20 protein-coding genes are annotated in these 22,816 nt (G+C 62.0%); 7 read left to right on the top strand and 13 right to left on the bottom strand.

Features of this window, described 5'->3' with window-relative positions; all coding sequences use genetic code 11:
* Nucleotides 1-232: 232 nt before the first annotated feature.
* Genes IEV62_RS02485 through IEV62_RS02470 form a run of 4 tightly spaced genes read right to left on the bottom strand, consistent with a single transcriptional unit; the run spans nt 233 to nt 5,926 of the window.
* The gene (locus IEV62_RS02485) at nt 233-2,194 is read right to left on the bottom strand and encodes a flavin-containing monooxygenase (protein ID WP_188445246.1); all 1,962 of its coding nucleotides are present in this window, start codon (nt 2,192-2,194) and stop codon (nt 233-235) included.
* A 27-nt stretch (nt 2,195-2,221) separates the two neighbouring features.
* Complete coding sequence (locus IEV62_RS02480) at nt 2,222-2,956, bottom strand: SDR family NAD(P)-dependent oxidoreductase (RefSeq protein ID WP_188445244.1); 735 nt, start codon at nt 2,954-2,956, stop codon at nt 2,222-2,224.
* A 5-nt stretch (nt 2,957-2,961) separates the two neighbouring features.
* Nucleotides 2,962-4,434: a flavin-containing monooxygenase gene (locus tag IEV62_RS02475; RefSeq protein ID WP_188445242.1), complete on the bottom strand. Its 1,473-nt coding sequence runs from the start codon at nt 4,432-4,434 to the stop codon at nt 2,962-2,964.
* A gap of 1 nt (nt 4,435) precedes the next feature.
* The gene (locus tag IEV62_RS02470) at nt 4,436-5,926 is read right to left on the bottom strand and encodes an aldehyde dehydrogenase (protein ID WP_188445240.1); all 1,491 of its coding nucleotides are present in this window, start codon (nt 5,924-5,926) and stop codon (nt 4,436-4,438) included.
* A 155-nt stretch (nt 5,927-6,081) separates the two neighbouring features.
* On the opposite strand from IEV62_RS02470, the gene IEV62_RS02465 reads away from it, so the two are divergent.
* The gene (locus tag IEV62_RS02465) at nt 6,082-7,938 is read left to right on the top strand and encodes an acyclic terpene utilization AtuA family protein (RefSeq protein ID WP_229732770.1); all 1,857 of its coding nucleotides are present in this window, start codon (nt 6,082-6,084) and stop codon (nt 7,936-7,938) included.
* Nucleotides 7,939-8,197: 259 nt separating this feature from the next.
* Entirely contained in the window at nt 8,198-8,461 is a 264-nt protein-coding gene (locus IEV62_RS02460) for a hypothetical protein (RefSeq protein WP_188445236.1), read from the top strand.
* 84 nt (nt 8,462-8,545) lie between these two features.
* Here the strand turns inward: IEV62_RS02460 and IEV62_RS02455 are convergent, their stop codons facing one another.
* Nucleotides 8,546-9,004 (bottom strand): MarR family winged helix-turn-helix transcriptional regulator, encoded by a 459-nt coding sequence (locus tag IEV62_RS02455; protein ID WP_188445234.1) that lies wholly within the window; start codon nt 9,002-9,004, stop codon nt 8,546-8,548.
* 419 nt (nt 9,005-9,423) lie between these two features.
* On the opposite strand from IEV62_RS02455, the gene IEV62_RS02450 reads away from it, so the two are divergent.
* The gene (locus IEV62_RS02450) at nt 9,424-9,717 is read left to right on the top strand and encodes a hypothetical protein (protein ID WP_188445233.1); all 294 of its coding nucleotides are present in this window, start codon (nt 9,424-9,426) and stop codon (nt 9,715-9,717) included.
* A 19-nt stretch (nt 9,718-9,736) separates the two neighbouring features.
* Nucleotides 9,737-9,934: a hypothetical protein gene (locus IEV62_RS02445; RefSeq protein WP_188445231.1), complete on the top strand. Its 198-nt coding sequence runs from the start codon at nt 9,737-9,739 to the stop codon at nt 9,932-9,934.
* A gap of 215 nt (nt 9,935-10,149) precedes the next feature.
* On the opposite strand, the gene IEV62_RS02440 is transcribed toward IEV62_RS02445, so the two are convergent.
* From IEV62_RS02440 to bglX, 4 genes are all read right to left on the bottom strand, one after another.
* Nucleotides 10,150-10,896, bottom strand: a complete 747-nt coding sequence (locus IEV62_RS02440; protein WP_188445229.1) for a TetR/AcrR family transcriptional regulator — start codon at nt 10,894-10,896, stop codon at nt 10,150-10,152.
* Between the two features lie 110 nt (nt 10,897-11,006).
* Entirely contained in the window at nt 11,007-11,558 is a 552-nt protein-coding gene (locus IEV62_RS02435; RefSeq protein WP_188445227.1) for a nuclear transport factor 2 family protein, read from the bottom strand.
* 14 nt (nt 11,559-11,572) lie between these two features.
* Nucleotides 11,573-14,230 carry a glycoside hydrolase family 3 C-terminal domain-containing protein gene (locus tag IEV62_RS02430; protein WP_188445225.1) on the bottom strand — a complete coding sequence of 886 codons (2,658 nt, stop codon included), beginning with the start codon at nt 14,228-14,230 and terminating at the stop codon, nt 11,573-11,575.
* 13 nt (nt 14,231-14,243) lie between these two features.
* Nucleotides 14,244-16,799, bottom strand: coding sequence for a beta-glucosidase BglX (gene bglX, locus IEV62_RS02425; protein WP_229732769.1), 2,556 nt, complete (start codon nt 16,797-16,799; stop codon nt 14,244-14,246).
* A gap of 96 nt (nt 16,800-16,895) precedes the next feature.
* On the opposite strand from bglX, the gene IEV62_RS02420 reads away from it, so the two are divergent.
* Nucleotides 16,896-18,590 (top strand): alpha-N-arabinofuranosidase, encoded by a 1,695-nt coding sequence (locus tag IEV62_RS02420; RefSeq protein WP_188445223.1) that lies wholly within the window; start codon nt 16,896-16,898, stop codon nt 18,588-18,590.
* Nucleotides 18,591-18,593: 3 nt separating this feature from the next.
* Here IEV62_RS02420 and IEV62_RS02415 read toward each other — a convergent pair whose 3' ends face one another.
* Nucleotides 18,594-19,775 carry an epoxide hydrolase family protein gene (locus tag IEV62_RS02415; protein WP_188445221.1) on the bottom strand — a complete coding sequence of 394 codons (1,182 nt, stop codon included), beginning with the start codon at nt 19,773-19,775 and terminating at the stop codon, nt 18,594-18,596.
* A 206-nt stretch (nt 19,776-19,981) separates the two neighbouring features.
* Between IEV62_RS02415 and IEV62_RS02410 the strand changes: the two genes are divergently transcribed.
* Together IEV62_RS02410 and IEV62_RS02405 are read left to right on the top strand one after the other, a co-directional pair.
* Nucleotides 19,982-20,272 (top strand): hypothetical protein, encoded by a 291-nt coding sequence (locus IEV62_RS02410; RefSeq protein ID WP_188445219.1) that lies wholly within the window; start codon nt 19,982-19,984, stop codon nt 20,270-20,272.
* An 80-nt stretch (nt 20,273-20,352) separates the two neighbouring features.
* Nucleotides 20,353-20,583, top strand: coding sequence for a biotin/lipoyl-containing protein (locus IEV62_RS02405; protein ID WP_188445217.1), 231 nt, complete (start codon nt 20,353-20,355; stop codon nt 20,581-20,583).
* On the opposite strand, the gene cofC is transcribed toward IEV62_RS02405, so the two are convergent.
* From cofC to cofE, 3 genes are read right to left on the bottom strand one after another with little or no spacing between them, the layout of a single operon-like run.
* Complete coding sequence (cofC, locus tag IEV62_RS02400) at nt 20,571-21,134, bottom strand: 2-phospho-L-lactate guanylyltransferase (RefSeq protein WP_188445215.1); 564 nt, start codon at nt 21,132-21,134, stop codon at nt 20,571-20,573. The genes IEV62_RS02405 and cofC overlap by 13 nt on opposite strands.
* Nucleotides 21,134-22,057 carry a 2-phospho-L-lactate transferase gene (cofD, locus tag IEV62_RS02395; RefSeq protein ID WP_188445213.1) on the bottom strand — a complete coding sequence of 308 codons (924 nt, stop codon included), beginning with the start codon at nt 22,055-22,057 and terminating at the stop codon, nt 21,134-21,136. Before cofD ends, cofC begins: the two co-directional genes overlap by 1 nt.
* The gene (gene cofE / locus IEV62_RS02390; RefSeq protein WP_188445211.1) at nt 22,054-22,812 is read right to left on the bottom strand and encodes a coenzyme F420-0:L-glutamate ligase; all 759 of its coding nucleotides are present in this window, start codon (nt 22,810-22,812) and stop codon (nt 22,054-22,056) included. The genes cofD and cofE overlap by 4 nt, the downstream gene beginning before the upstream one ends.
* Nucleotides 22,813-22,816 lie beyond the last annotated feature (4 nt).

Below are 22,816 nucleotides of genomic sequence, written 5' to 3'. Positions count from 1 at the left end.
TTTCGAAGTGCCGTCTGGCTCTCAAACACACGTGACGGTCGTTTCCGCGGTGAGAGGCAAAATGCTAATGGATGCTGCGCTTAGACCGCGATGATTCCGGACGTCGCCCCACGACGGTCGCATCATTGAACAACTACGCTGGTGCTGAAGCCGGCCACGCGATCACGTCACGCGCCCGTCGTCATCCGAACGTTACTGGACCCTCGAAGACCAATGGCCTGCGCGTGTCCGCTTAACGGACGACAAGATCCTCGCCGAAATAGGGCCGGAGACCGGCGTCCGTTTCGGCAGGCGGTGCCCCGGCGGGATCGTTCAGCCAGCGCCACATACGGCGAATGTCGAGCGGACCGTTGACGCACGATCGACCGCCATGTTGGTAATAATTGTTGGCGCGCGGGTCCATATAGATCATCTGGCGCTCCATATCGCCGAGAATTTCGGCAAAGCGCCAGTAGCCCGCGTCGCTGACCTCCACGCTGCGCTGGCCGTTTTCGATCAAGCCCTGAATGCAGCGAAGCGAGAATTGCGCCACCAGTTCGAGCAGATCGACGACGGTAAAGCCGCCGAAATTGTTCGAATTGGGCCCGTAGCACATGAACAGGTTCGGGAACCCGGCGACCATGGCACCGAGATAGGCGCGCGGGCCGTCCTTGGCCCAGACTTCCTCGATGCGAACGCCGCCCCGGCCCCGCACCTCCATCGGCCAGAGATAGTCGTTCGCCTTGAAGCCTGTGGCAAACGCGATGATGTCAAGCTCGTGCTCGACACCGCCAGACACGATGCCCTTGGGCGTAATTTTTTCGATCGGATCGGAAACCAACGTGACATTGTCACGCAGCAGGGCATCATACACGCTGTAGTCAGAATCGACGCGGATTGGGCGCGATGCCATTGGCGGAAAGTTCGGGATCATTTTTTCAAGCAGATCGGGTCGTGACCCCAGTTTGCGCGTGGCGAAACTGACGCACATGTCTCGCGTCGCCTTGTTCACCGCGCTCAAGCTGTGCGGATCGACAAAGTCGGGATCGACCGTGGTGCCCAGCTTCGCCACTTCCGGACTCATCAAGGCACCGACGCGGAAGCGTACGTAATTGCTGTAAAACGGAAAGTTGCGATCCAGCCATATGGCCTGTGGCGCCAGCTTCTTGAGGTAAATCTCGTCTTCAAGGCACCAGTTGGGCTGGCGCTGAAAGAGATAGGTGTGCGTGGCGGTTTCTGCGATCACCGGCGTCGTCTGGTAACCCGAAGCACCACTGCCAATCACGGCAACGCGCTTGTCTTTCACGTCCACGCCTTCAGGCCAGGCTGCCATGTGAAACGCATCGCCCGCGAAACTTTCCATGCCGTCGATAACGGGCAGTTGCGGTCGTGACAGGAATCCGACGCAGGAAATGACTGCGTTGAACTCTGCCGTGTCTGCGCCAGACGGTCCTTGCGATTCCAGCGTCCATTTTGCGGTGCCATCGTCCCAAAGCATGGCGGTGACTTCGGTATTGAACACAATGTTGCCGCGAATGCCGAAAGTGTCGGCCACCCACTTGAAATACCGCAAATTATGGTCGCGCGGCGAATAGCTGTATTCGTAGGGATAATCATAGCTGAAAAGATGCGTGTAGCCCCGGCTGGTAGTGTCCACCCGCGCGCCAGGGTAGCGGTTTTCATACCAAGAGCCGCCGACTTCGGGATTTTTCTCGAAGACCGTGAAGGGAATGCCAGCCTGCTTCAGTTGAACTGCGACATTCAGGCCCGAGATGCCGGTGCCGATGACCGCGACCTTGAAGTTTTGGACGCTCTTGGGCGGGGTGCCACCTTGCCAGTGTACACCGCGCGCCCAGCGATCAAAGGCGGCTTCTTCCTGCCAGATGTGCAGCTCGGCCTCGGGGATTTCGTGTCCGGCGGTCAGCGACAAGCTCTGGCGCAGGCGATCTGTCGGCCCGATGTCGATCTCGTTTGTGCGACCGTCCCGGTAGTGTTTCAGGAACGCCGCGCCCTTGGCTCTGAGCAGATCGGCATCGGCATCGTTCGCCATTTCCTTGCCTACGCCAAATTTAGCAGATGGTCCCGGCGGCATGGCCACGACCTCGGCATCGCCGGTAAGCTGATAGAGCAATCCTCGCAGCACCATTGGCGACGCGTATTTCATCGCATCGTCGATTTCAGCGTCGCTTGCCGACCGCAGTTCATCGTTAGACATGGTGCAAAGCCTCCTGTATTTGGGCGCTCAACGCCAAGAAAAGCCGCCGTCGACCGGGAGTTCGGTACCGGTGGTGAAGCCGGAGTCGTCGGTCGAAAAGAACAATGCAGCCCGGGCGACATCTTCGGGCAGGCCGAGCCGTTTGAGCGCCACGCGGTCGGCAGCGCGCGCGCTGTGTTCGGGGTTTTCCCAGAGATAACGGGTCATTTCGGTCTTGATGACGCCGGGGCAGATCGAATTTGCGCGGATTTTGGGGCCGAGATCGAAACCAAGGCATTTGGTGAACATCGCGAGGCCTGCCTTGCTCGCCGAATAGCCCGTCGTCCCTGCCATCGGCATCAGAGCGCTCGTCGAGGCTATGTTGACGATGGTAGCGCGCTCGGCTCCGTTCAAAAACGGCAGCGCGGCGTGAACGACGTTGAACGGCCCGGTCAGATTGATCGCGATCATCCGGTCCCAGCTTGCGGGGTCAAGGTCGCCGAACGGCTTGATGTCGAGAACTCCCGCGGCGTTGACGACCCCGTCGATCCCGCCCAGCACCGCGCCGGTGTCGGCAACCGTCGCGCTGACCGCCGCCCGGTCCGATACGTCGCACGCAAAGCCGACTGCGCCGAGCGCGTCTGCTGCTTGTCGAACGCCTTCGTGGTTCACGTCGATCAGGGCGAGCGCCGCGCCTTCTTGCGCGAACAGATCGGCAATCGCCCGTCCCATGCCGCTCGCCGCGCCCGTGACGATGATTCGGCGACCTTCGAGTTTTCCCACCACTGTCAGTACCTCTGTATCAAGTCGTAATCGTCGAGGTTCGGCGTCGCCATCACGTGCTGGAAATAGGCGTAGCTCCATGGCCAGACCTGAGGCACGCCCTGCTTGTCGAGATACCAGCTGCGGCAGCCCGAGGCGAACACGGTGCGCTTGGCGGCTTCGGTGCGGCGCTCCTCATAGTTTTCGAGCGCTGCCCTGCTTGGAGCCACGGCATCGCAGGTGCCCGCACGCAGCAGATCGATAAGCTGGTCGATATACGTCCATTGCGCCTCGGCAATGTCGATCAGTGTAAAATTGCCGACCGGCCCGGTTGGCCCGTTGAGTAGGAAAAAGTTCGGAAAATCCGGAACCGCCACGGCATAATAGGCGCGGGGATGTTCTGCCCAAAGTACATCGAGGCTCTGGCCGCCGACACCCTCGACGATCATCGGCCGGACAAATTGGTCGACGCGGAATCCGGTCGCCAAGGCGATGACGTCAAGTTCGTGGAAACTGCCGTCCTTCATCCTGATGCCCGCGGCCTCGACGCGCTCGATGGTGCCGACCGCAACCTCGACATTGGGCCTTTGCACCGCGTTATAATAATGCGCCGAAAACACCATCCGCTTGCAGGCGGCGCGGTAGTCCGGGCGCAGTTTTTCGCGCAAATCCGGGTCGCGAATGCTGTCCTGAAGATTGCGTTCAACGATCTCCTGGATTTCCGCAAGCTCGGGCGAGTCGAGGTCGATGATCGCGGCGGTGAAGCGTGCTCGGCGGGCGCTGGCCTCGGGGCCGTTGCGGACCGCCTCGATTTTCGCCGGATCGTCACGAAAGGCCTGTTTGTCGGCGTCGCTGTATTTCAGGTCCGGGCACGGCATGATCCATTGTGGCGACCGCTGGAAATGAACCAGCGTGCCCGCAATTTTCGACAGGGCGCTGACGATCTGCACGCCGGTCGAACCATTGCCGATCACGCCGATCCGTTTGCCGTCGAACCCAACCGAGTGATCCCAGCGCGCGCTGTGGAAATAGGGGCCCGCGAAACTGGCCAGCCCCGGAATGTCTGGCATTGCCGGGTGATGGAGCACGCCCGTCGCAGCAATCACGACATCGGCGACATCGTCGCGCCCGTCGGTGGTGACGATCCGCCAGCGCCCGTCGACGAATCGGCAGGAAGCGATCTCCGTATTAAAGCTGATCTGCGACTTCAGGTCGTAGCGGTCCGCAATATCCTCGAAATAGGCGCGGATTTCGGGGCCCGGGGCGTAGAAGGCGCTCCATTCCGGGTTGGTCGCAAACGAAAAGGTATAGCTGTGCGCCGGGGTATCGCAGGCGAGCCCCGGATAGCTGTTCTCGCGCCAGGTGCCCCCGACGGTGTCGCCCTTTTCGTAGATGGTAAAGTCGGTGTCCCCGCGCTCTTTGAGCCGGATTCCCGCCAGCATCCCCGCCATGCCCGCGCCGATGATGACAAAGCGTAAAGGCCTTTTGTCGGTCGGCATCCTATTGCGCAGCCTTTGGCGCGGTTTCGAAGATCATCGTCTTGGCCTCGAGATAGGGATGGAGTCCCTCGACACCGCCCTCGCGGCCCAGGCCTGACTGCTTGAACCCGCCGAACGCGATGCCGAAATCGTTCTTGAAGCCGTTGTGGCCAACGGTTCCCGCGCGCAACCGGCGACCGACCGCATAGGCACGCTCAGGATCATCGGTGAAGACGCTGCTGTTCAGCCCATAGATGGTGTCATTGGCGATCTCGATCGCCTGCTCCTCGCTTGCGGCAGGGATGACGCTGAGCACCGGGCCGAATATCTCTTCGCGCGCGATGGTCGAATTGTTATCGACATTGGCGAACACGGTCGGCTCGATGAAATACCCCCGATTGAGGTGGGCAGGACGTCCGCCGCCGGTTGCGAGCCGTGCGCCTTCGGATTTGCCCTGAGCGATCAGGGATTCGACCCGGTCGCGTTGCCGCGCCATTGCCAGCGGCCCCATCTGGCTGGTCGCGTCGAAAGGGTCACCCACCTTGATGCTGCTGAACGCGGCGGCAAGAGCTTCGACGAAGTCGTCGTGCCGCTTGTCGCTGACAATGATCCGGGTCAGCGACGCACAGACTTGCCCGGTCATCACCGGCGCCGAGCGCGCGATTGTGGCGGCTGCCTTTCCGATATCATAGTCGTCGAGGATGATGGCGGGCGATTTGCCGCCCAGCTCCAGCGTGACGCGCGCGATCCGGTCACCACAAATCGCCGCGATCTTGCGCCCTGCGGCGGTCGACCCGGTAAAGCTGACTTTATCGACGCGCGGGTCGCGCACCAGCAGCTCGGACACCGCGCGTTCGGCGGTCAGCACGTTGACGACCCCGCCGGGCAGGCCAATCTCCTCGCAGATTTCCGCCATAAAATAGGGCGCCGAGGGCGCTTCGGGTGACGCCTTGATGATGACCGTGCAACCCGCGATCAGCGCTGCGGCGACTTTATAGGCCATCAGCGCATGCGGCGCATTCCACGGGATGATCGCGGCGACCACACCGACTGGCTCGCGCACCAGCAGCGCGGGAAACCCCATCGACGAAGTAAGTTTCTCTTCCCAGGCATAGGTCTCGCCCAGCGCCGCATAGCCGCGAAAGATGCCGGCAACGCTCTTGGCCGAATGAGCCGATATCGAGCGCAGCACGCCCGATTCAAGCGCCCAGCTATCGGCCAGCGCGTCGCCGCGGGTTTCCCAGGCATCGGCAATCTTGTCCAGCCACACACCGCGTGCGGCGGGCGACATGCGGGCCCACGGACCTGTATCGAACGCCGTGCGCGCAGCGGCAACGGCGCGCTCGATATCGGGTGCCTGCGCTTCGGCAACCGTCAGGATCAGCTCTTCGGTAGCGCTGTTGACAATGTCGAAGCGCGACGACCCCGACGGTTCGACCCACGCCCCGCCGATAAACAGGTGCCGGGGGTTGCGAACAGGACTGGGTCGCGGTGCGGATATCGTGATTGGCATTTATGCTTCCCCATCCGGGTGTCGAGTGCCGAAGCGTGCGGTCTGGTCTTCCTATGTCACGGTGGGCTATAATTATGCAACGAACGAAATGCATTGCGAAACTCGGGAGTCAATTTGCCGAGCCCGCGACGTGCGAGCATTTGAGAGGAAATGGCGTGGGTGACATCGTCCGGATCGGCGCGGCAACCGCCTTCTTCAACGACAGCCGCATGGGCATCGCGCAGCTGCTCGCGAAGGACGAACAGCTCGATTACATCATTTTCGATTTTCTCGCCGAATCGGTTATGGGCGGGCTCGGGCGCAGCATGGCCAACGGCACGGGGCAGGGTTTCGCCGCCGATTTTGTCGATGGTTACATCCTGCCGCATCTCCAGACATTGCTCGACCGAGGCATCCGGATCGTCGCCAACGCCGGGGGCCTCAACCCTTCGGCCTGCGCCGAGGCGTTGCGCCGCGGCGCGGCATCGGCAGGACTGAATGTCCGAATCGGTGTTGTCGAAGGCGACAATTTGACCGCCGAAAGCGCAACGATCATCGGCCTCGACACACGCGACATGTTCGACAATTCGTCGGTTCTCGAAACAGTCGAGGGCGCCGATCAGATCAACAGTCTGGTCGCCTATACCGGCGCCTTCCCAATCGCCGCAGCGATCGCCGCTGGCGCCGATATCGTCATTACCGGTCGCGCCGTCGACAGTGCAATGGCGCTCGGCCCCTTGATCCATGAGTTCGGCTGGGGCCCGGACGACTTCGACTTGCTCGCCGCGGGCACGCTGGCCGGCCATCTGCTCGAGTGTTCGGCCCAAGTGACGGGCGGCACCTTCACCGACTGGCGCGACGTGCCTGACTGGGCCGACATTGGCATGCCGATCGGCGAGTGCCGCGCCGACGGGGGGCTCGTCATTACCAAGGTTGAGGGCACCGGCGGGCTCGTGACGATCGGGACCGTTTCCGAGCAGCTTCTTTACGAAGTCAGCGATCCGCAGCGTTATTATGTCGCGGATGTGACTTGCGATTTTACCGGGGTCAGTCTGAAGCAGGTCGGACCAGACCGCGTCGAAGTGACAGGCGCGCGGGGCCTGGGCCGTACCGCGACGTACAAGGCAAGCGTCACGTATGACGCAGGTTGGCGCGCGACCGCGCTTGTCCCGATCATCGGTCTTGAGGCCGCAGCCAAAGCGCGCCGCCTGGGCCATGAAATGTTCGCCCGCACGAACACCATGCTGCGCCAAAGCCAGTTGCCGCCGTTCACGCAGACACGGTGCGACATCATTGGCGGCGGAGGGGAGGGGCCAACGACGGCGATCTGTCGCCTGATCGCCGATCATCCCGATCAGGCAGGTGCGCAATTCCTGGTTCGCGAGCAGAGCTCGGGTATCAGCCATATGTCGGTCGGGATCAGCCTCAGTCTGGTCGCCTCGGTGCGTCCTGTGCAGCGGATCGCCGCGTTTTTGATCGCGAAATCTTCGGTGTCGCAGACCGTAATGGTCGAGGGGGAAAGCGTGCCGTTCACCTCGGTTGCGGACGCAAAGGGCAAGGAGGCTGACGCCGTCGCGCCAGCCATGCCCGCCACACCGGGCGATGCAGAGGCGGGGCATACCGTCCCCTTGATCCGTCTCGCCTGGGCGCGGAGCGGCGACAAGGGCAATTTGTTCAACGTCGCAGTGATCGCCCGCAGGCCCGAATATCTGCCCTATATTGCCGCCGCACTGACGCCGGAAATTGTCGGCAAACATTATGGGCGCTTGCTCTGCGATGGCCGGACGCTGCCCGTCGATCGGTACAGCGTGCCGGGCTTGTCGGCGCTCAACTTCGTCGTCGGCAATTCCATGGATGGCGGCGTACTGGCGTCCACCTCGCTCGACCCGGTCGCCAAGGGCATGGCGCAATTGCTGCTCGACTTTCCCATTACGGTCAGCGTGGCCTGTGCCGACAGCCTGGTGCCGACCGCTTCGCCCAATGGCGCAGTCTCAACGTCGGACGTCCACTCGCAAAGGATCTCCCATCCTTAAACCCTCAGTAGCCGTTTCGGCGCGACGCTAGCGCATCGCGATCGCTGCAATCGCTCGAACCGCACCCACAACTGCGCCGGCGACGGCCGCCGCGGTGAGCATGGCAGGCACCGTGTGGTGAAGGTGCTGTGCATACGGTGCAACGCTGGATGTTGAAAACGCACTTGACTCGGCGACGGCGAATCTACTAACTAAGGTTACCAAATGGCGCAGTGCAGCATAAACTGTGTGCCCCGGAGCTTCACAGGAGTGTACTATTATGAATAAGATAGCTTTTTTTGCTGTGCTCGCTGCCCTCGTCAGTGCACCCTTGGCGGCACAGTCCGGCGGCATTGTCGCCGGCAAGCCGCTTTATGCCAGTGACGGCAAGCGCATCGGCATCGTGTATCGCGTCACCAGCGACGGTACGGCGCAGCTCATTATCAACGGAAAGTTGGTGTCGATCCCCGCCGCGTCGATCACCGCAGCCGATGGCAAGTTCCAGACCAGCCTGACGAAGAAGGACCTGGCCAGCGCCGGGTGAACAGGGCTTCTCACGGGGTTCAGAGAGAAGGCCGCTCCAATCGGGGCGGCCTTTGTCCGTTTCGGGGGTTGATCAGCCCCCGTTTCAGCCCTTGGTTTCGATCAGATTGGCGTGCACCTTGTCGAGCAGCGCAGCAAGGTGCGCTATTTCTTCGGGCGAGAGGCCCGCAAATGTCCGCGACTCGATGGCAAGACCGAGCTCGGTGAGCAGCGCCAGCATCGGCTCGGCGGCAGCTGCTAGATAAACCCGCCAGGCGCGCTTGTCCTTCATGTCTTGCCGACGTTCGAGCAGGCCGTCGCTGCACAACCGCTCGATCAGCCGCCCCGCTGCGGCTGCGGTCATTTCTAGCCGTTCTGCAATCGTGCGCTGCGACGCTCCCGGTTGGGTGGCGACCAGCGCGATCAAGGTCCACTGGGACCGGGTGATCCCATGCGGCGTCACGCTCATGTCGAACCGGTTCCGCATCACGCGCGCGATGACAGTTAGTTTCAGCGATATTCCGCGCTTCAGATTGTCGGGTTCGAAGCTATCTACCTCGGACAATGCGATTTAGTTCCGTTTGAAACCAAGGTCGCGGATCATGCTTTGCGACTTTGGAATGACGACGGATAATTGGGCTTGAGTCATTTATCGTTTCCCGATCTGAAGCGACCGTTGGGCACGCTCATCCTGTATGTCACAATCAGGAACGGTGCGCCACTGCCTTACCCTAGTGCCGTCGCGGTTAGCGAGGAGCGGCAAGGTCAATGCAATGCTCGACATTCATAAATAAAATTCCTACGCCGGCACTATGGAAACGAAGACTGCGGACGTCCCCACGTTGCCGAACCGACATGGCGGCCTTTTTGATGGTCGCCGTAATCGCAGTAGCGATTCGCCAGTTCCTCGACCTCTCCATCGCGAACTTGGCGCTGCCACCCAAACGGACCACTCTGGTCGCGCCTTCGGAATCGATCAGCTAGATGCTCACGAGTTTCATCAGTGGGGGTGTACTGGTGCGACCGCCGATGGGATGGCGGTCGGATCGCCTCGGGTCGCACAACCTGTTCATCGGCGCGACCGCAATGTTCATTCTGTCGTCCAAGCTGCGCGGTACGGCGACGCTCGAAGGCGAGGTGGGCCGGCAGGCGGGGAAGATCGCTTATCGCAACAATTTCAACATCCTTTTCTGGCTGCTGCTTTGCCTAGCGCCGCTCTGTTTCGCGCCGAAGAGGCCGAAGCCGACCACGGGCCGTGCTGTAATCCACGCCGACTGACATGCAGAGGAGTTTTCCAATGATTACAGCCAAAGACCTGCGTACGCCGCTTCGTCGGCGTACTCATGCGGCCAACGCTGATCTCTTCGCGCTCGCCGACGCGCTCGAAACAGTTGATCGCGATGCGGCCGACTCTGTCAAGCGCGCGCGGGCGGCGCTGTTTGAGGCATGGACAATATTGTGTGAACATCAGGCCGATGATGAGGACGATCACTAGGCCGAGGGCGACGCGCCGCATCTTGCCGGGAACGCGTTCGGCGCTGCCGACATCATTACCCTGCTTTCGCTGCGACGATTCGCCTCTTTGCGTCGCGCGATCTGTCAGGCTATCCCAAAATCCGCGTGTATCGCCAGACCATAGGTGCGCGTTCGGCGTTTCAGTGCGCCATGGCCGAAGCCGAGTCCGGCTTTATAGCTACCCTTACCTGAGTGCTAAGTAGCTTTTATTTTGGCTTTGCGCGTCTCGGCGCGCTTGGCAACGGCCGCGCCGAAGCGGCCAAGGATGAACAAATTCACCCGCTCATCGACGTCGGCGTCGGTCGGGGGTTCGGCATTCCAGTTGGTGTAGATCATGATCGGATGACTGCCCAGCATCAGATCGGCGAAGAGAACGGCTGAACGGGCATGGTCCCCGGCAGGAATGAGCTCGGCTGCCTCCATAGACTGAAACAACTTTTCGAAGTCGCGCCGAAAACGGGCGAAGATCGATGTGCCGACCGATTTCATGAAGTCGGGGAAGCGTTTGCTCTCCGCAATCATCAGACGCATCAGCCCGATCGAGCGATCGCGATAGGTTACCTCGTATGAGTAATGTCCAGCACGCCGCAGCGCCGAAAATAGCGTGTCGTCGGGCTGGAGCGTCGGCGGGTCCACCATCGCTTCGGCGTCGCGCGCGAAGATGACTTCGCGGAAGATCGCTTCCTTGTCGCCGAAATGTTCGTACAGAGTCCGCGTTGCTACCCCGGCCTCGCGCGCAATATCGACCAGCGACGTCGCGGCAAACCCGTGTCCGACGAACAACTCGGTCGCGACCGTGATGACGCGTACCTTGCGCTTTTCGAGTTCGACCGCCGTGGGACGACCGGCCTGATTTCCGGCCTTGCGCTTGAGCTTCGATCCTGTGCCCATGCGGCGCGATCCGCTTGTTGCCTTCACTGCACGCCCCGTCACCAATGCCATATCCGAATGCCTCTATTGCGCCCGCTGTTGCCAGATTAGATACCGGCAGCGAACCTTGTAATCAATTGCAGAACCGTAATTGCATTCATCCCGCGACGATCGACGGGTGTCTAAGGTTTGGCAGGTCGGCGCGGAACGACCGGGCGATAATAGCTAAGGTCGGTCCGGTCTCGTGCCGCCGGGAGGAGGGGGCCCGGTTCGGTCGTCCCCGCACGAATGCTCGCGTCTTCCGGAAGCTCGGTCAACGCGAAGTTCTTTTCGATTACGGTCACGCGGTTGGCAAATTTCCAGACGCCGTCGCGACGTTGGAAATGATCGATGTAGCGGCCCATCGACAGCAGGTGCGGCGGCTCGATATTGGCACCGAGAAAGGTGTAATAGGTCTCGCCATAAGCGTTATCGCCGTCGATCTCGCAATTATGGTTGGAGACGCCGTGATGCTGCACGATGCTGGTTGCGCGGCAGCCCGCGAACGTCGTGTCGATAAAGTAATCAGGACCGCCGACATAGGCGTGATGATCGTCGATGGCATCGTCCCAATAGCACGACCGGACCATGTCGCGATCGAGGCGGTCGATCCCGCGCGCATAACGGAGCACGACCGCCCAGATTTCCTGACGGTCGATCAGGTCGCGCAATTTTCGCTCAAGCACCTCGTCCATGTTTGATCCTTTTGTTAATCTGGCAACACCGACGATGCCTTGACCGCGAACGCCCTGGATTGTCCGGTACGGTCGCTGCCCGGCTGGCCGCCGCCCACATGGACTGTATAACGTCCCGCCAACACTTGGATTTGCCCTTCGGGCGACACGGTGCTGAGCTCACGCGGCGAAAGGTCGAATTTCGCGCGGCGTTTCTCGCCCGGAGCCAGACTGAGCCGCTGGAAACCGCGCAAGGCAATCTTCGGCACACCCGGTGCGGCGGGGAAAGTAAGATAGACCTGCGTCACTTCGTCGCCTGCGCGTCTGCCCGTATTTGTCACCTCGGTCTCGACGACGATCCCGTCCGACATGCTGTTGCCGAGCGGCTTGATGCTGAGCGGTCCGTAGGAAAAGCGGGTGTAGCTGAGGCCATCGCCGAACCGGTACACCGGCTTGCCCTCGAAATAGCGATAGGTCCGCCCCTTCATCGCATAGTTTTCGATTGGAGGGAGTTGCGCCACGTCCTGGTAGAACGTCACGGGCAGGCGCCCCGCCGGGTTGGCGAGTCCGGCGACGACCCGGCCAACCGCCGCGCCGCCCGCTTCGCCCGGATACCAGGCCTGAATGATGGCGTTGGCATTGGCCTTCGCCCAGTCGAGGTTGATCGCGCTGCCGCTCATGTTGATCACGATCAGCGGCTTGCCGGTCGCCTTTGCCGCCATCAGCAGTTGCAGTTGGTCAGCCGGTAGATCGAGCGACGTGCGGTCGCCGCCGTCGAACCCCGGCAGCTTGATCGAGGATTCCTCGCTTTCGAGTGTCGAATTGATGCCGACTACCGCGATGATCGCATCGGCCCCCCGGGCTGCGGCAGCTAGGTCGACGTCAGGCTGGTTGGAAACGCGCTGCCAGTCCAGCTCGCCGAAATGGAGCGCGGGCACCTGCATTCCGGCAGAGAACGGGTAGCGCTTACCGGCTTCTAACTCGACGGTCTGAAACACGGGCATGACCGATGGATTGAACCCGTTCTGGATCACGATCTCGGGCTTGTCGGCAAATTTGAACGATCCGGTGATCGTCCGTAGCCCAACGCGATAAGTGCCGGAAATCTTCGGAACGAGGTAGCCGCTCGCCACGACCCTGCCACCATCGGGCAACAGCGGCTGGGTGAAAACCTCATAGTTAATGAGCGGTTCGATCCGCGTGGTCGACGGCGTATCGGCGGGCTTCGCCGTCATCGCGCGCATGAATTTTTCCATCAGCGACACCGGTGCGGGCTTGCCGTCGGCCGTGAACGGATAATAGTGCACCGTGACGCCGGGCTTGCCGTCCTCGGTCTGTAAGGCTGATGTCGGGACGACATCGCCGTCGCTCAGCGACGCGCCCGCCGGTGTATAAGTGAACTGGACGCGGGGCATCGCCGCCTTCAGACCGTCGAGAATCGAGGGCAGGTCTGACGTCTCCCGGATCGTGTAGTTGCCGCGCATCACCCGGCGCGAATCCGCCAGCGGGCCGACCACCGCGACCTTGAGCGTGCGTTCGCCCAGCGGCAGGACACCGTCATTCTTAAGCAGCACCATCGCCTGTTCGGCGACGGCCAGCGCGAGCGCGCGGTGCTCGGGCGAATTGATCATCGATGGCGTGGGTGCAGGGGTATGGACCGTATCGAGCAATCCCAGCTTTATCCGGCCCGCGAGACCGCGGACCACCGCCCGATCGAGCTCCACGACGCTCAGCTTGCCGCTCTTTACCGCGTTCACATACTTGAGCGACTGACCGAAGGAATCTCGGTCGAACAGGCTTTCGGTCGCGCATTCAATATCCATCCCTGCGCGGATCGCCAGGGCTGCCCCGGCAACGCCATCGGGCGCATATTTGTGCGCCGAGGAAATGTCGCGCACCGCACCGCAGTCCGAAACGACAACGCCTTTGAAGCCCCACGCATTCCGCAGCGTATCCTGCATCAGGAAGGTGTTGGCGCAGGCGGGCTGCCCGTTGATCGCGCTATAGGCGCACATCACAGAGCCTGCGCGGCCCTCGATCACCGCAGCGCGGAATGCGGGCAGATAGGTGTCGCGCAGATCGTGCAGCGAGACGGTGACATTGGCGCTGTGGCGCGTCGATTCCGGCCCGCTGTGGACGGCAAAATGCTTGGGTGTGGCAATGATGGTCGGGGCGTCCGGATTGGGGCCCTGAAGTCCTGTGATATAGGCAACGCCCATCCGCGCCGTGAGAAAGGGGTCTTCGCCATAGGTTTCCTGGCCCCGCCCCCAGCGCGGATCGCGAAAGATGTTGATGTTGGGCGACCAGTAGGTGCGGCCTGCGCCGACATCCAGCGGCGTGCCCGCAGCGACTTTTGCATTGCCCGCCTCGATCCCTTCGACCGCGATTGCCGCCGCGACCTGTTTGATGAGCGGCGCGTTAAACGACGCGGCAAGGCCGATCGGCTCGGGAAAGTTGGTCGCGTGCGGCTGGAACGCAAAGCCATGCAACGCCTCGCTCCACCACTGATAATCGGGCAGGTTAAGACGTGGAATCGCGGGCGAGGAATTGATCAGCTGGCTTGCTTTTTCCGCCAGCGTCATCTTGGCGACAATCGCCTCGGCCCGCCGTTCGGGCGTGCGCGCTTGCTGAGCGAGCGCAGGGGCGACCGTGCTCGTCAGCAGGGCGGCGATCAGGGAAAATGCCTTGTTCATATCGCTTTTCGGGTCATTTCGCCGCACGGGCGCTGCCGCCGACCGTGAATGTGATGTGACCGTCCGCCTGCGAACTGTTGCCGACCCACAGGTCGAACACGCCCGGGTCGATCACCCAGCCGCGCTCGGCCGAATTCCAGTAACGGACGTTCGATTCGTCGAGCGTGAAGCTGACGTGGCGACTCTCGCCGGGGTTGAGCGAGACACGCTGAAACCCTTGCAACAGCCGCACCGGCCGCGATGCCCGGCCCGCGCGTTGATGGATGTAGAGCTGCACCACTTCATCCCCCACGCGCGCGCCAATATTGGTGAGCGTCGTCGAGACCATGACCTTGCCACCGGGCGAGAGCTCTGCCTTGTCGAGCGTTCGCGGGGCAATCGTGAAGCGGGTGTAGCTGAGGCCGAAACCGAACGGGAAGCGCGGCGTGGAGGACGCATCGAAATAGCGCGTGCCCTGACCTTCCGGGTTGTGACTGAGATTATGGGCATAATAGGTCGGCACCTGCCCGACGCTGCGTGGCCATGTGACGGGTGTCTTGCCGCCGGGATTGACGTCGCCGAACAGCGCCCGGGCGACGGCCGTGCCGCCACGCGAACCGGGATACCAAGCCTCGAGGATGGCAGGAACCTTGTCATAAACACCGGTCAGATCCAGTGGGCGTCCGTTCATCAGCACGACCACAACTGGCTTACCTGTGGCCAGCACCGCGTCGAGCAGCTTGCGCTGGTCGCCGGGAAGCGTGAGATCGGAGCGCGAGGCCTGCTCCGAACTCATGTCGATTTTCTCGCCCAGCGTCAGGATGACGACGTCGGACCGCGCGGCTAGCGCCACGGCCTTTTGCAATTCGTCTGCTGTTTGCGCCGCCGTCCAGAGCGGCGTCTGGCCTAGCAGCATGACGAGCGGCGAGGGGTTAACTCGCGCGAGTTGAACACCCGGGGCCGTCGCAACCGTGGCGATACCATTCAGGCGCGCGCTGACGCCCTTGAACACCGTTACGGCCTGGGCGGCGTCCTGCGGAAAGGCGAGCGACAGCGTCGTGTCGCGCGGTGAGTCCGCCATCGGGCCAATCACCGCGACGCGCTGATGAGCGCCAGCAACGAGTGGCAGCGCCGCCCCGTCATTCTTGAGCAGCACGAGCGAACGTTCCGCCGCCGCTTGCGCCGCTGCTGCGTGCGCCGGGTCGTTGAGTACCGACTGTGCTGCTGCAACATCGACATAGGGGTTCTCGAACAGGCCCATCCGATATTTGGCGAGGAGCACGCGCCGGACGGCCTCGTCGAGACGTTTCATCGGCACCTTGCCCGCGCGGACCGAGCTCGCGAGTGTCGCAAAGGCATTGGGTGCAGTCGACATTTCCATGTCGACCCCGGCAAGGATTGCGCGCGCCGATGCGTCGGTCTTATCGGTCGCGAATCCCTGTTTGACGAGGTTGTGGACCGCGCTGGCGTCGGTAACCACCCAGCCCTTGAAGCCGAGTTCTCCGCGCAGCACGTCGGTCAAAAGCCATTTGTTCGCCGACGCGGGTACATCGTTCAAATCCATATAGGCGCTCATGATGTTGCCCGCGCCCGCATCGATCGCGGCCTTGAACGGCGGCAGATAGACGTTGTACAATTCGCTGTCGGACAGGAATACCGGATCGTAATCGCGCCCGCCGACCGCTGCCCCGTAACCGACAAAATGCTTGGGGCCGGCAATGATATGGCCGGGCGCGCCGATATGGTCGCCCTGGAAACCGCGCACCTGCGCGCGCGCCATCGCAGCACCCAGATAGGGGTCTTCGCCCGCGCCCTCGACGATCCGCCCCCAGCGCGGATCGCGCGCGATGTCGATCATGGGGGCAAAGGTCCAGTGAATCCCGAGTGCGCGCGCTTCCTTCGCGGCGACCGCACGCGCTTGCGCGACCCCTTCCGGATCGAAGCTAGCTGCACCCGCAAGCGGCACCGGAAACATCGTCCGCATTCCCCAGATGACGTCATAGCCCAGCAGCAGCGGGATTTTCAGCCTCGTCTGCTCGACGGCAATGCGCTGGTATTTGTTGGCAATCTCGGGATCATGGACAAACAGCAGCGCGCCTAGCTCCGCCTTGGCAACGGTCGCGTCGAGCGGCATCAGCGGCGGCATCCCCGGCGGCAACGGCGCGCCCGACGGAAACAGCGAAGCAATATCGAAGCGTTGGCTGATCTGGCCGACCTTCTCTTCGATGGTCATCCGCGCCAACAATGTGTTGGCCCGCACGAGCGCGTCTTTCTCTGATATCGGCACCGTGTTTGATGACACGGTAGCGGTCTCGCGCTCCCGCGCGATGCCGCCGCCCGGAGCGACAAAGGCCAGCCCGAGCGCGACACTTGTCAGAATTCGTGCCGCAACGCCCGTTTCGTTTTTGAGCATCACAGCTTCGACGGGCGTGCCATCGCGCACATTTCCCCCCGACGTGTGGTTGGCAGTTGCGGCGTTCGCCGCGCCGCTCATCGCCACCAATGCCGCCCTTCCGATGATCACCTGGATCAGCTGCACGGCATCCTCGTTCCCTGCCTCGTCGTTGACAACGGGAAGGGGTATACTCATACAAAAAGCCGGTCAAATGATTCAAGTGACGTTCATTGCATTATGAGCGCTTGGAACGGTGTTGAACCGTTCGCGACGATAAGGGATGTAGGCGGTATGTTCGGCAAATCGGTGCGGCTGGCCGCGATATCGTTCGCTTTGGTAAGTCCGCCAATGGCGCGCGCCCAGACGGCAGCACCGGTGCTACCAGCAGCGCCAGCAGCGCCGGCCGCGCCGGCCGCGCTGACGGTGCACGCCGATCAGCCCGGCGCGATCATCAACCGCGACATCTTTGGCCAGTTTGCCGAACATCTCGGGCGTGGCATTTATGACGGCGTCTGGGTTGGTAAGGAATCGAAAATTCCCAACGTCCGGGGTATCCGCAGTGACGTCGTAAACGCGCTCCGCGCGATCAAGGTGCCCGTGCTCCGCTGGCCGGGCGGGTGTTTTGCCGATGAATATCATTGGCGCAGCGGCGTCGGCCCCGCGACCAAGCGCGTCACGACGGTCAACACCAATTGGGCAGGTGCGGTCGAACCGAACACGTTCGGCACCGACGAGTTCATGGATTTCGCCGCGCAAATCGGCTCGGAAGCCTATCTCTCGGTAAACGTCGGATCGGGCACCGTCGAGGAAGCGTCGGACTGGCTCGGTTACATGACGTCCATAGCTCCCGCCACTGCCGCCAAACAGCGTGCCGCCAATGGGCACGCCGCGCCCTACAAGGTCAAATATCTGGGCCTGGGCAACGAGATGTGGGGCTGCGGCGGGCCATATACGCCTGAGGAATATGTCACGAAGATGAAAATCTTCGCGCATTTCGTCCACAACCAGAATCCCGACCAGGCACCGCCGCCGATCGACTTTGCGGTTATTGCAAAGGACCTGATGTCGGGCAAGCCGATGGACGGGCTGCCCCGTAACCCCAATGGCATGTTGCGTATCGCTGCCGGGCCGAACAGCGCGGATCCGGCCTACACCGAAGTCATCATGAAGGCATGGAAAGCAAAGAGCCCAATTTACTGGGATATCGATGGCATTTCGCTGCACCAATATACTTGGGGCACGATGCCCTTCAACGAACCGGCGACCGGGTTCGGGGAACAGAATTACGCGGTCGTCCTCAAACAGACGATGGCCATGGAACGGACCATCGCGCTGCATTCGGCAACGATGGACAAATACGATCCCAAGAAGCACGTGGCGCTAGTCGTCGACGAATGGGGTGTGTGGCTGAAGCCAAACGCAGGCACCGAACCGATGTATCTGCAGCAGCAGCAATCGCTGCGTGACGGCATTGCAGCGGCGATGAACCTCAATATTTTCGCGCGCCATGCTGACCGGGTGCGCATGACCAACATCGCCCAGATGGTGAATGTGCTGCAGGCCATGATCCAGACCGACGGCAGCAAGATGGTGCTGACACCAACCTATCACATCTACAAAATGTATGTTCCGTTCCAGGATGCGACCCTGCTGCCGATCACCTACACTGGAGGTGAATATAGGGTCGGCACCATTGCTTTGCCGCAGGTCGACGCGATCGCGGCGAGGGCCAAGGACGGCAAAGTTTGGCTGTCGCTGATCAATCTCGATCCCAATAATGCGGTCGATTTTGCCGGTGGCGTGCAAGGCGTCTCGGCAACGTCGGCCGTCGGCGAAGTGCTGAGCGCCGAACGGGTCGATTCGATCAACAGTTTCGATGCGCCGTCAGCGGTCAGGCCAAAGCCGGTCAGCTTCAAGGCGTCGGGCGGCACGCTCGTGCTGAAACTTCCGCCCAAGTCAGTAACAATCGTCCGGCTGGACCCCTGAGGCTCATCCGCGCAACGGGCGGAAGAACGCCCTGAGATCGTCCACCAGAATGTCGGGCGCTTCCATCGGCGCGAAGTGACCGCCCTTTTCGACGACGTTCCAGCGCTTGAGATTATAGTAGCGCTCGGCCCATTTGCGGGGCTGAAGCCAGATGTCGCCCTCGAACTGCAGGATGCCGGTCGGTGCTTCGACGACGGGAACGCGGTCGTGGACGAAGGCGGGAACGAAGTTCTCCGGTCGCCCTTCGTAATAATGGCGTGCCGAACTCTCATAGGTTTCGGTGAGCCAATAGATCATGACGGTGGTGATCAGGTCGTCCTTGCTGAACACCGATTCGACATCGCCCCCGCAATCGCTCCAGGCGCGGCGCTTGTCGATCAGCCAGGCGGCGAGGCCGACGGGGGAGTCGTTCATGGCAAACGAGATGGTCTGCGGCCGTGTTCGCTGGATCTGCATATAGGCCGATCCTTCGGCGAAAAATGCCGCGTGTTTTGCGCGCCATCCGGCTTCTTCAGGGGCATAGTCTTCGGGCGCGGGGTAGGGGGCTTTCAATGCGGCCAGCAAATGGAGATGCGCGCCAATCACCCGGTCGGCATATTTGTGGCCGAGCATCGCCGATACGAACGCCCCGATGTCGCCGCCCTGCGTCGCAAAGCGTTCATGGCCGAGGCGCGTCATCAGCTTGGCCCACAGGTCGGCGGTAGGCGTAAAATATATGCCCGGTCGTTCGAGCGGACTGGAAAAGCCAAAACCGGGAAGCGACGGCGCGATCACCTCGAACGCATCTGCCGGATCGCCGCCATGTGCGGCTGGATCGGTCAGCGGGCCGATAATCTTGCGCATATCCCAGAATGTCCACGGCCAGCCATGGTTGATGATCAGCGGCATCGGGCGCGGCCCCTGGTCTATGGCTTTCCCTTTCACATGGATAAAGTGGACCGGCACGTCATCGATGGTCGTGCGAAACTGCGGAAAGGCGTTCATCGCCGTTTCTTGCGCGCGCCAGTCATAGTGGTTGATCCAGTAATCGGTCAGTTCGCGCATGAAGCCGAGGTTGGTGCCGGCCTGCCACTGGCCGTTGTCGCCGATTTCCTGTGGCCAGCGCGTGCGCCGCAACCGCTCCTGCAGATCGTCGAGCGCGTCCTGCGCGATGTCGATGATAAACGGTTCGATGGTGTCGTTCATTTCAATACTCCCCGCGCACGTAGTGATCGAGTTGCGCCGCGGCTACCGCCAGCCGACTTTGCGAAAGCGCATCCCCGCCCGACCTGGCATGATGGCACAGTGCGCAGCTGAGTCCGTCCATTGGCGGGATGGTGTAGACGGCCCCTGCACCAGCGTAGTGGCGCAATGATGCGGTCGTTATAGGCTCCCCGTCGAGGATTCGGCAAATGAAGCAGGAGGTCATTACGGTCGGTCTGGATCTGGCGAAGAAGGTTTTTCAGGGACATGCGATCGGCTCCGAAGTGGCGTTTTTGGCACGGCGCAAGCTACAGCGCTCAGAGGTCATTGGCATCTTCGTCGATCTTCCGACTTGCCTCGTTGGCATGGTGTCCGGTGCATCGCCGCATCATTGTGCTCGCGGGCTGGTCATGTTGAGGTACAAGGTGCGGCCCGAGATCCGCCGACCGGCGCCCGAGGCTGATCGGGACCCTCGCCAGCCGACGGGTCGCATATGTTAATGCACATGCCTATTGCCATTCTGTGTCACCTATTTATTGGGCGTGACAACCGAAAGACACGGTCAAGGGAGACGACGTCGATGGCAACCGAAATCATCCTCGCTAAAATTGGTTTTTCGATGACCGAGGGGCAGATTGCCGAGTGGATGGCCGCTGACGGCGACCATGTGACCGAAGGGCAGCCGCTTTATGCGCTCGAGGCTGACAAATCGACCAACGAGGTTGAAGCGCCCGCAACCGGCATCCTCCGGATCGAAGCCGAAGCGGGCGAGACCTACGAAGTTGGCACTGTCATCGGCTATATCGAATAGGCTTGAGTTTCGATCAACGCAGCGAGGTCGGCGGGGGTATCGATATCGCGCGCCAAGCCCGGGCGGTCGATGCAAGTGAGTGGACCGGCTGCGGAATGGGCGAACCGGCTGTCAGGACCGAATCTAAAGGCAAATGGGCGCGCGTCGGCAAGTGCGATGGCGTTGGTGCCGCTGCCATGGGCGTCGGTTGCCATCGCCGCGCCCGTTGCCGCCGCCGCATCGAGCAGTGCCGCCACATCGTCGCGCGCCAGATAGGGTAGGTCGCCGTGGATGACGAGGACTGGCCCACCGCCGTGCGCCATTCGCCAGGCGGTCAACGCCTCATTTAGGGTCGCATTGCCATCATCGGCCCAGTCGCCGTCCCACCAAAGCGGTTTGCGTACGGTCAGCAGAGCGATGCGGTCGACCCCCGCCACGCCGCGCAGCACGCCAAGCACATGGCGGGCCATCGCTTCGACCAGATCGGCCCGCGCACCGACCGGCAAAACATCACTGAGCCGCGACTTTACGGCGTCGGTCTGTTTCAGGGGAACGACCGCCGTCCAGCCCATCAGCCGCCCAGCCGCGCGATAAGAGCCATTGCGACCTCTGCCACGCGGCACCGGTCGCCCTCATCGTGCATCAACGTGTCGGTTGCCGCGGTGGCGAGGCCGGTCGGCACGTCGTCGCCGTCGTGGATGACCATGCCGTCGATCAATCCGTCATAATGCGCCGCGATTGCGGCGTTGGTCGGATCGATGCCGAGTTCGGCCATCAGCTTGGCGGTCGGCCCCTTCACCGCCTTGCCTTGCACCAGCGGTGATATCGCAATCACCGGGACGCGGCGGTCGCGCAAAGCCTGACGGATAGCGGGGACCGCGAGGATCGGGTCGACGCTCAGCCACGGATTCGATGGCGCAAGGACGATGGCGCGCGCAGTTGCGAGTGCGTCGACCACAGCCGCGGACGGTTCGGCCTGCTCGGCACCGACATAGCGGATGGCGTGGACGGCAGGCTTGCACTGGCGAGCGACAAAATAATCTTGGAACGGCAGCGCCCCCGCATCGGTGTCGAGCCACGTCGCGACGCTGCCGTCGCTCATCGGCAGGACCGCGAGATCGAGCGACCATGCAGCCGTAAATTGCGCAGTGATTGCCGTCAGCGTCTTGCCCGAGCGCAGCGCCTCGCTTCGCACTACATGCAGTGCCAGATCGCCGTCGCCAAGGTTGAACCAGTCCGGACCGCCAAGCCCGCGCAGCGCAGCCATGAAGTTCCAGCTTTCACCCTCGCGCCCCCATCCTAAGGCGCGGTTGGCCTGATTTGATAAGAGGTAAAGCAGTGAATCGATGTCGGGCGAAATGCTCAATCCGAGGTGAACGAAATCGTCGCCGGTATTGACGATGGCGGACAAGGTTCCGGCAGGAAGTGTCCGATACAGACCATCGACCAGCTTTGCGCCGCCAACGCCTCCGGTCAGAACGACGACGCCGGTCACCGGAACAGATCCTCGGTCTGGGCGCGCAGCAGCGACACGCTGGTTTGGGCTGGGCCATGATCGGCCCAGCCGCGTACGACTGTAACCGGTATCCCCTCATTGCCTTCGCCCATTACGAGCCCGGCTGCCGCCGCGATAGCATCGGCAACGGCAATCTGCGTCATTTGCAATTCGCGCCCGTCACGGTCGACCTTGCCCCGCTCGTCCACCAGCGCGGCCATTCCCGCGACGCCGATGGCAACGTTGATCGTGCCCATACGCCAGGGTCGCCCAAAGCTGTCGCTGATGATGACTGCGACATTGATCCCCAGATGTTCGGCAAGGTGCGCCCGAATCGCTGCGGCACTGGAGTCGGGATCCTTCGGCAGCAGCAACACCTTGCCCGCATCGGCCTGACCGATGTTCGATGCATCGATCCCGGCATTGGCCATGATATGGCCGAGCCGGTGCCGCGTGATGAGTACATGCGGCGCGGCGCGAACCACGTCGGTCGATTCGCGCAACACGAGTTCGACCAGCGCGGCTTCCTTGTTTGTCTCCTGCGCGAGCGTTGTGGCGCGCGCCGACGGTCTTACGTCGGCGAGTGCGACGAAGCGGTTTTCGGCCTTGGACACGATCTTTTGCGTGACGACGAGCACATCGCCGTCCTTGAGCGCGGGGTCCCGACCCGGTCGTAGCTTGTCTGCCAAGAGCGCGGGCAGATCGTCGCCCGGCCGAATTTCTGGCAGCCCATCGACGGGCAATAATGCAAGCATCCGG

The organism is Sphingomonas psychrolutea (assembly GCF_014636175.1).
Lineage (GTDB): Bacteria > Pseudomonadota > Alphaproteobacteria > Sphingomonadales > Sphingomonadaceae > Sphingomonas > Sphingomonas psychrolutea.
The sequence above is the reverse complement of the archived record's forward strand: the minus strand, read 5'-3'. Positions and strand labels throughout refer to the sequence as shown.

Coding starts and splice junctions, on each gene's coding strand:
- IEV62_RS02485 (WP_188445246.1), bottom strand. CDS start 2,194: ATGTCTAACGATGAACTGCGGTCGGCAAGCGACGCTGAAATCGACGAT.
- IEV62_RS02475 (WP_188445242.1), bottom strand. CDS start 4,434: ATGCCGACCGACAAAAGGCCTTTACGCTTTGTCATCATCGGCGCGGGC.
- IEV62_RS02470 (WP_188445240.1), bottom strand. CDS start 5,926: ATGCCAATCACGATATCCGCACCGCGACCCAGTCCTGTTCGCAACCCC.
- IEV62_RS02460 (WP_188445236.1), top strand. CDS start 8,198: ATGAATAAGATAGCTTTTTTTGCTGTGCTCGCTGCCCTCGTCAGTGCA.
- IEV62_RS02450 (WP_188445233.1), top strand. CDS start 9,424: ATGCTCACGAGTTTCATCAGTGGGGGTGTACTGGTGCGACCGCCGATG.
- IEV62_RS02445 (WP_188445231.1), top strand. CDS start 9,737: ATGATTACAGCCAAAGACCTGCGTACGCCGCTTCGTCGGCGTACTCAT.
- IEV62_RS02440 (WP_188445229.1), bottom strand. CDS start 10,896: ATGGCATTGGTGACGGGGCGTGCAGTGAAGGCAACAAGCGGATCGCGC.
- IEV62_RS02435 (WP_188445227.1), bottom strand. CDS start 11,558: ATGGACGAGGTGCTTGAGCGAAAATTGCGCGACCTGATCGACCGTCAG.
- IEV62_RS02430 (WP_188445225.1), bottom strand. CDS start 14,230: ATGAACAAGGCATTTTCCCTGATCGCCGCCCTGCTGACGAGCACGGTC.
- bglX (WP_229732769.1), bottom strand. CDS start 16,799: ATGAGTATACCCCTTCCCGTTGTCAACGACGAGGCAGGGAACGAGGAT.
- IEV62_RS02420 (WP_188445223.1), top strand. CDS start 16,896: ATGTTCGGCAAATCGGTGCGGCTGGCCGCGATATCGTTCGCTTTGGTA.
- IEV62_RS02415 (WP_188445221.1), bottom strand. CDS start 19,775: ATGAACGACACCATCGAACCGTTTATCATCGACATCGCGCAGGACGCG.
- IEV62_RS02410 (WP_188445219.1), top strand. CDS start 19,982: ATGAAGCAGGAGGTCATTACGGTCGGTCTGGATCTGGCGAAGAAGGTT.
- IEV62_RS02405 (WP_188445217.1), top strand. CDS start 20,353: ATGGCAACCGAAATCATCCTCGCTAAAATTGGTTTTTCGATGACCGAG.
- cofC (WP_188445215.1), bottom strand. CDS start 21,134: ATGGGCTGGACGGCGGTCGTTCCCCTGAAACAGACCGACGCCGTAAAG.
- cofE (WP_188445211.1), bottom strand. CDS start 22,812: ATGCTTGCATTATTGCCCGTCGATGGGCTGCCAGAAATTCGGCCGGGC.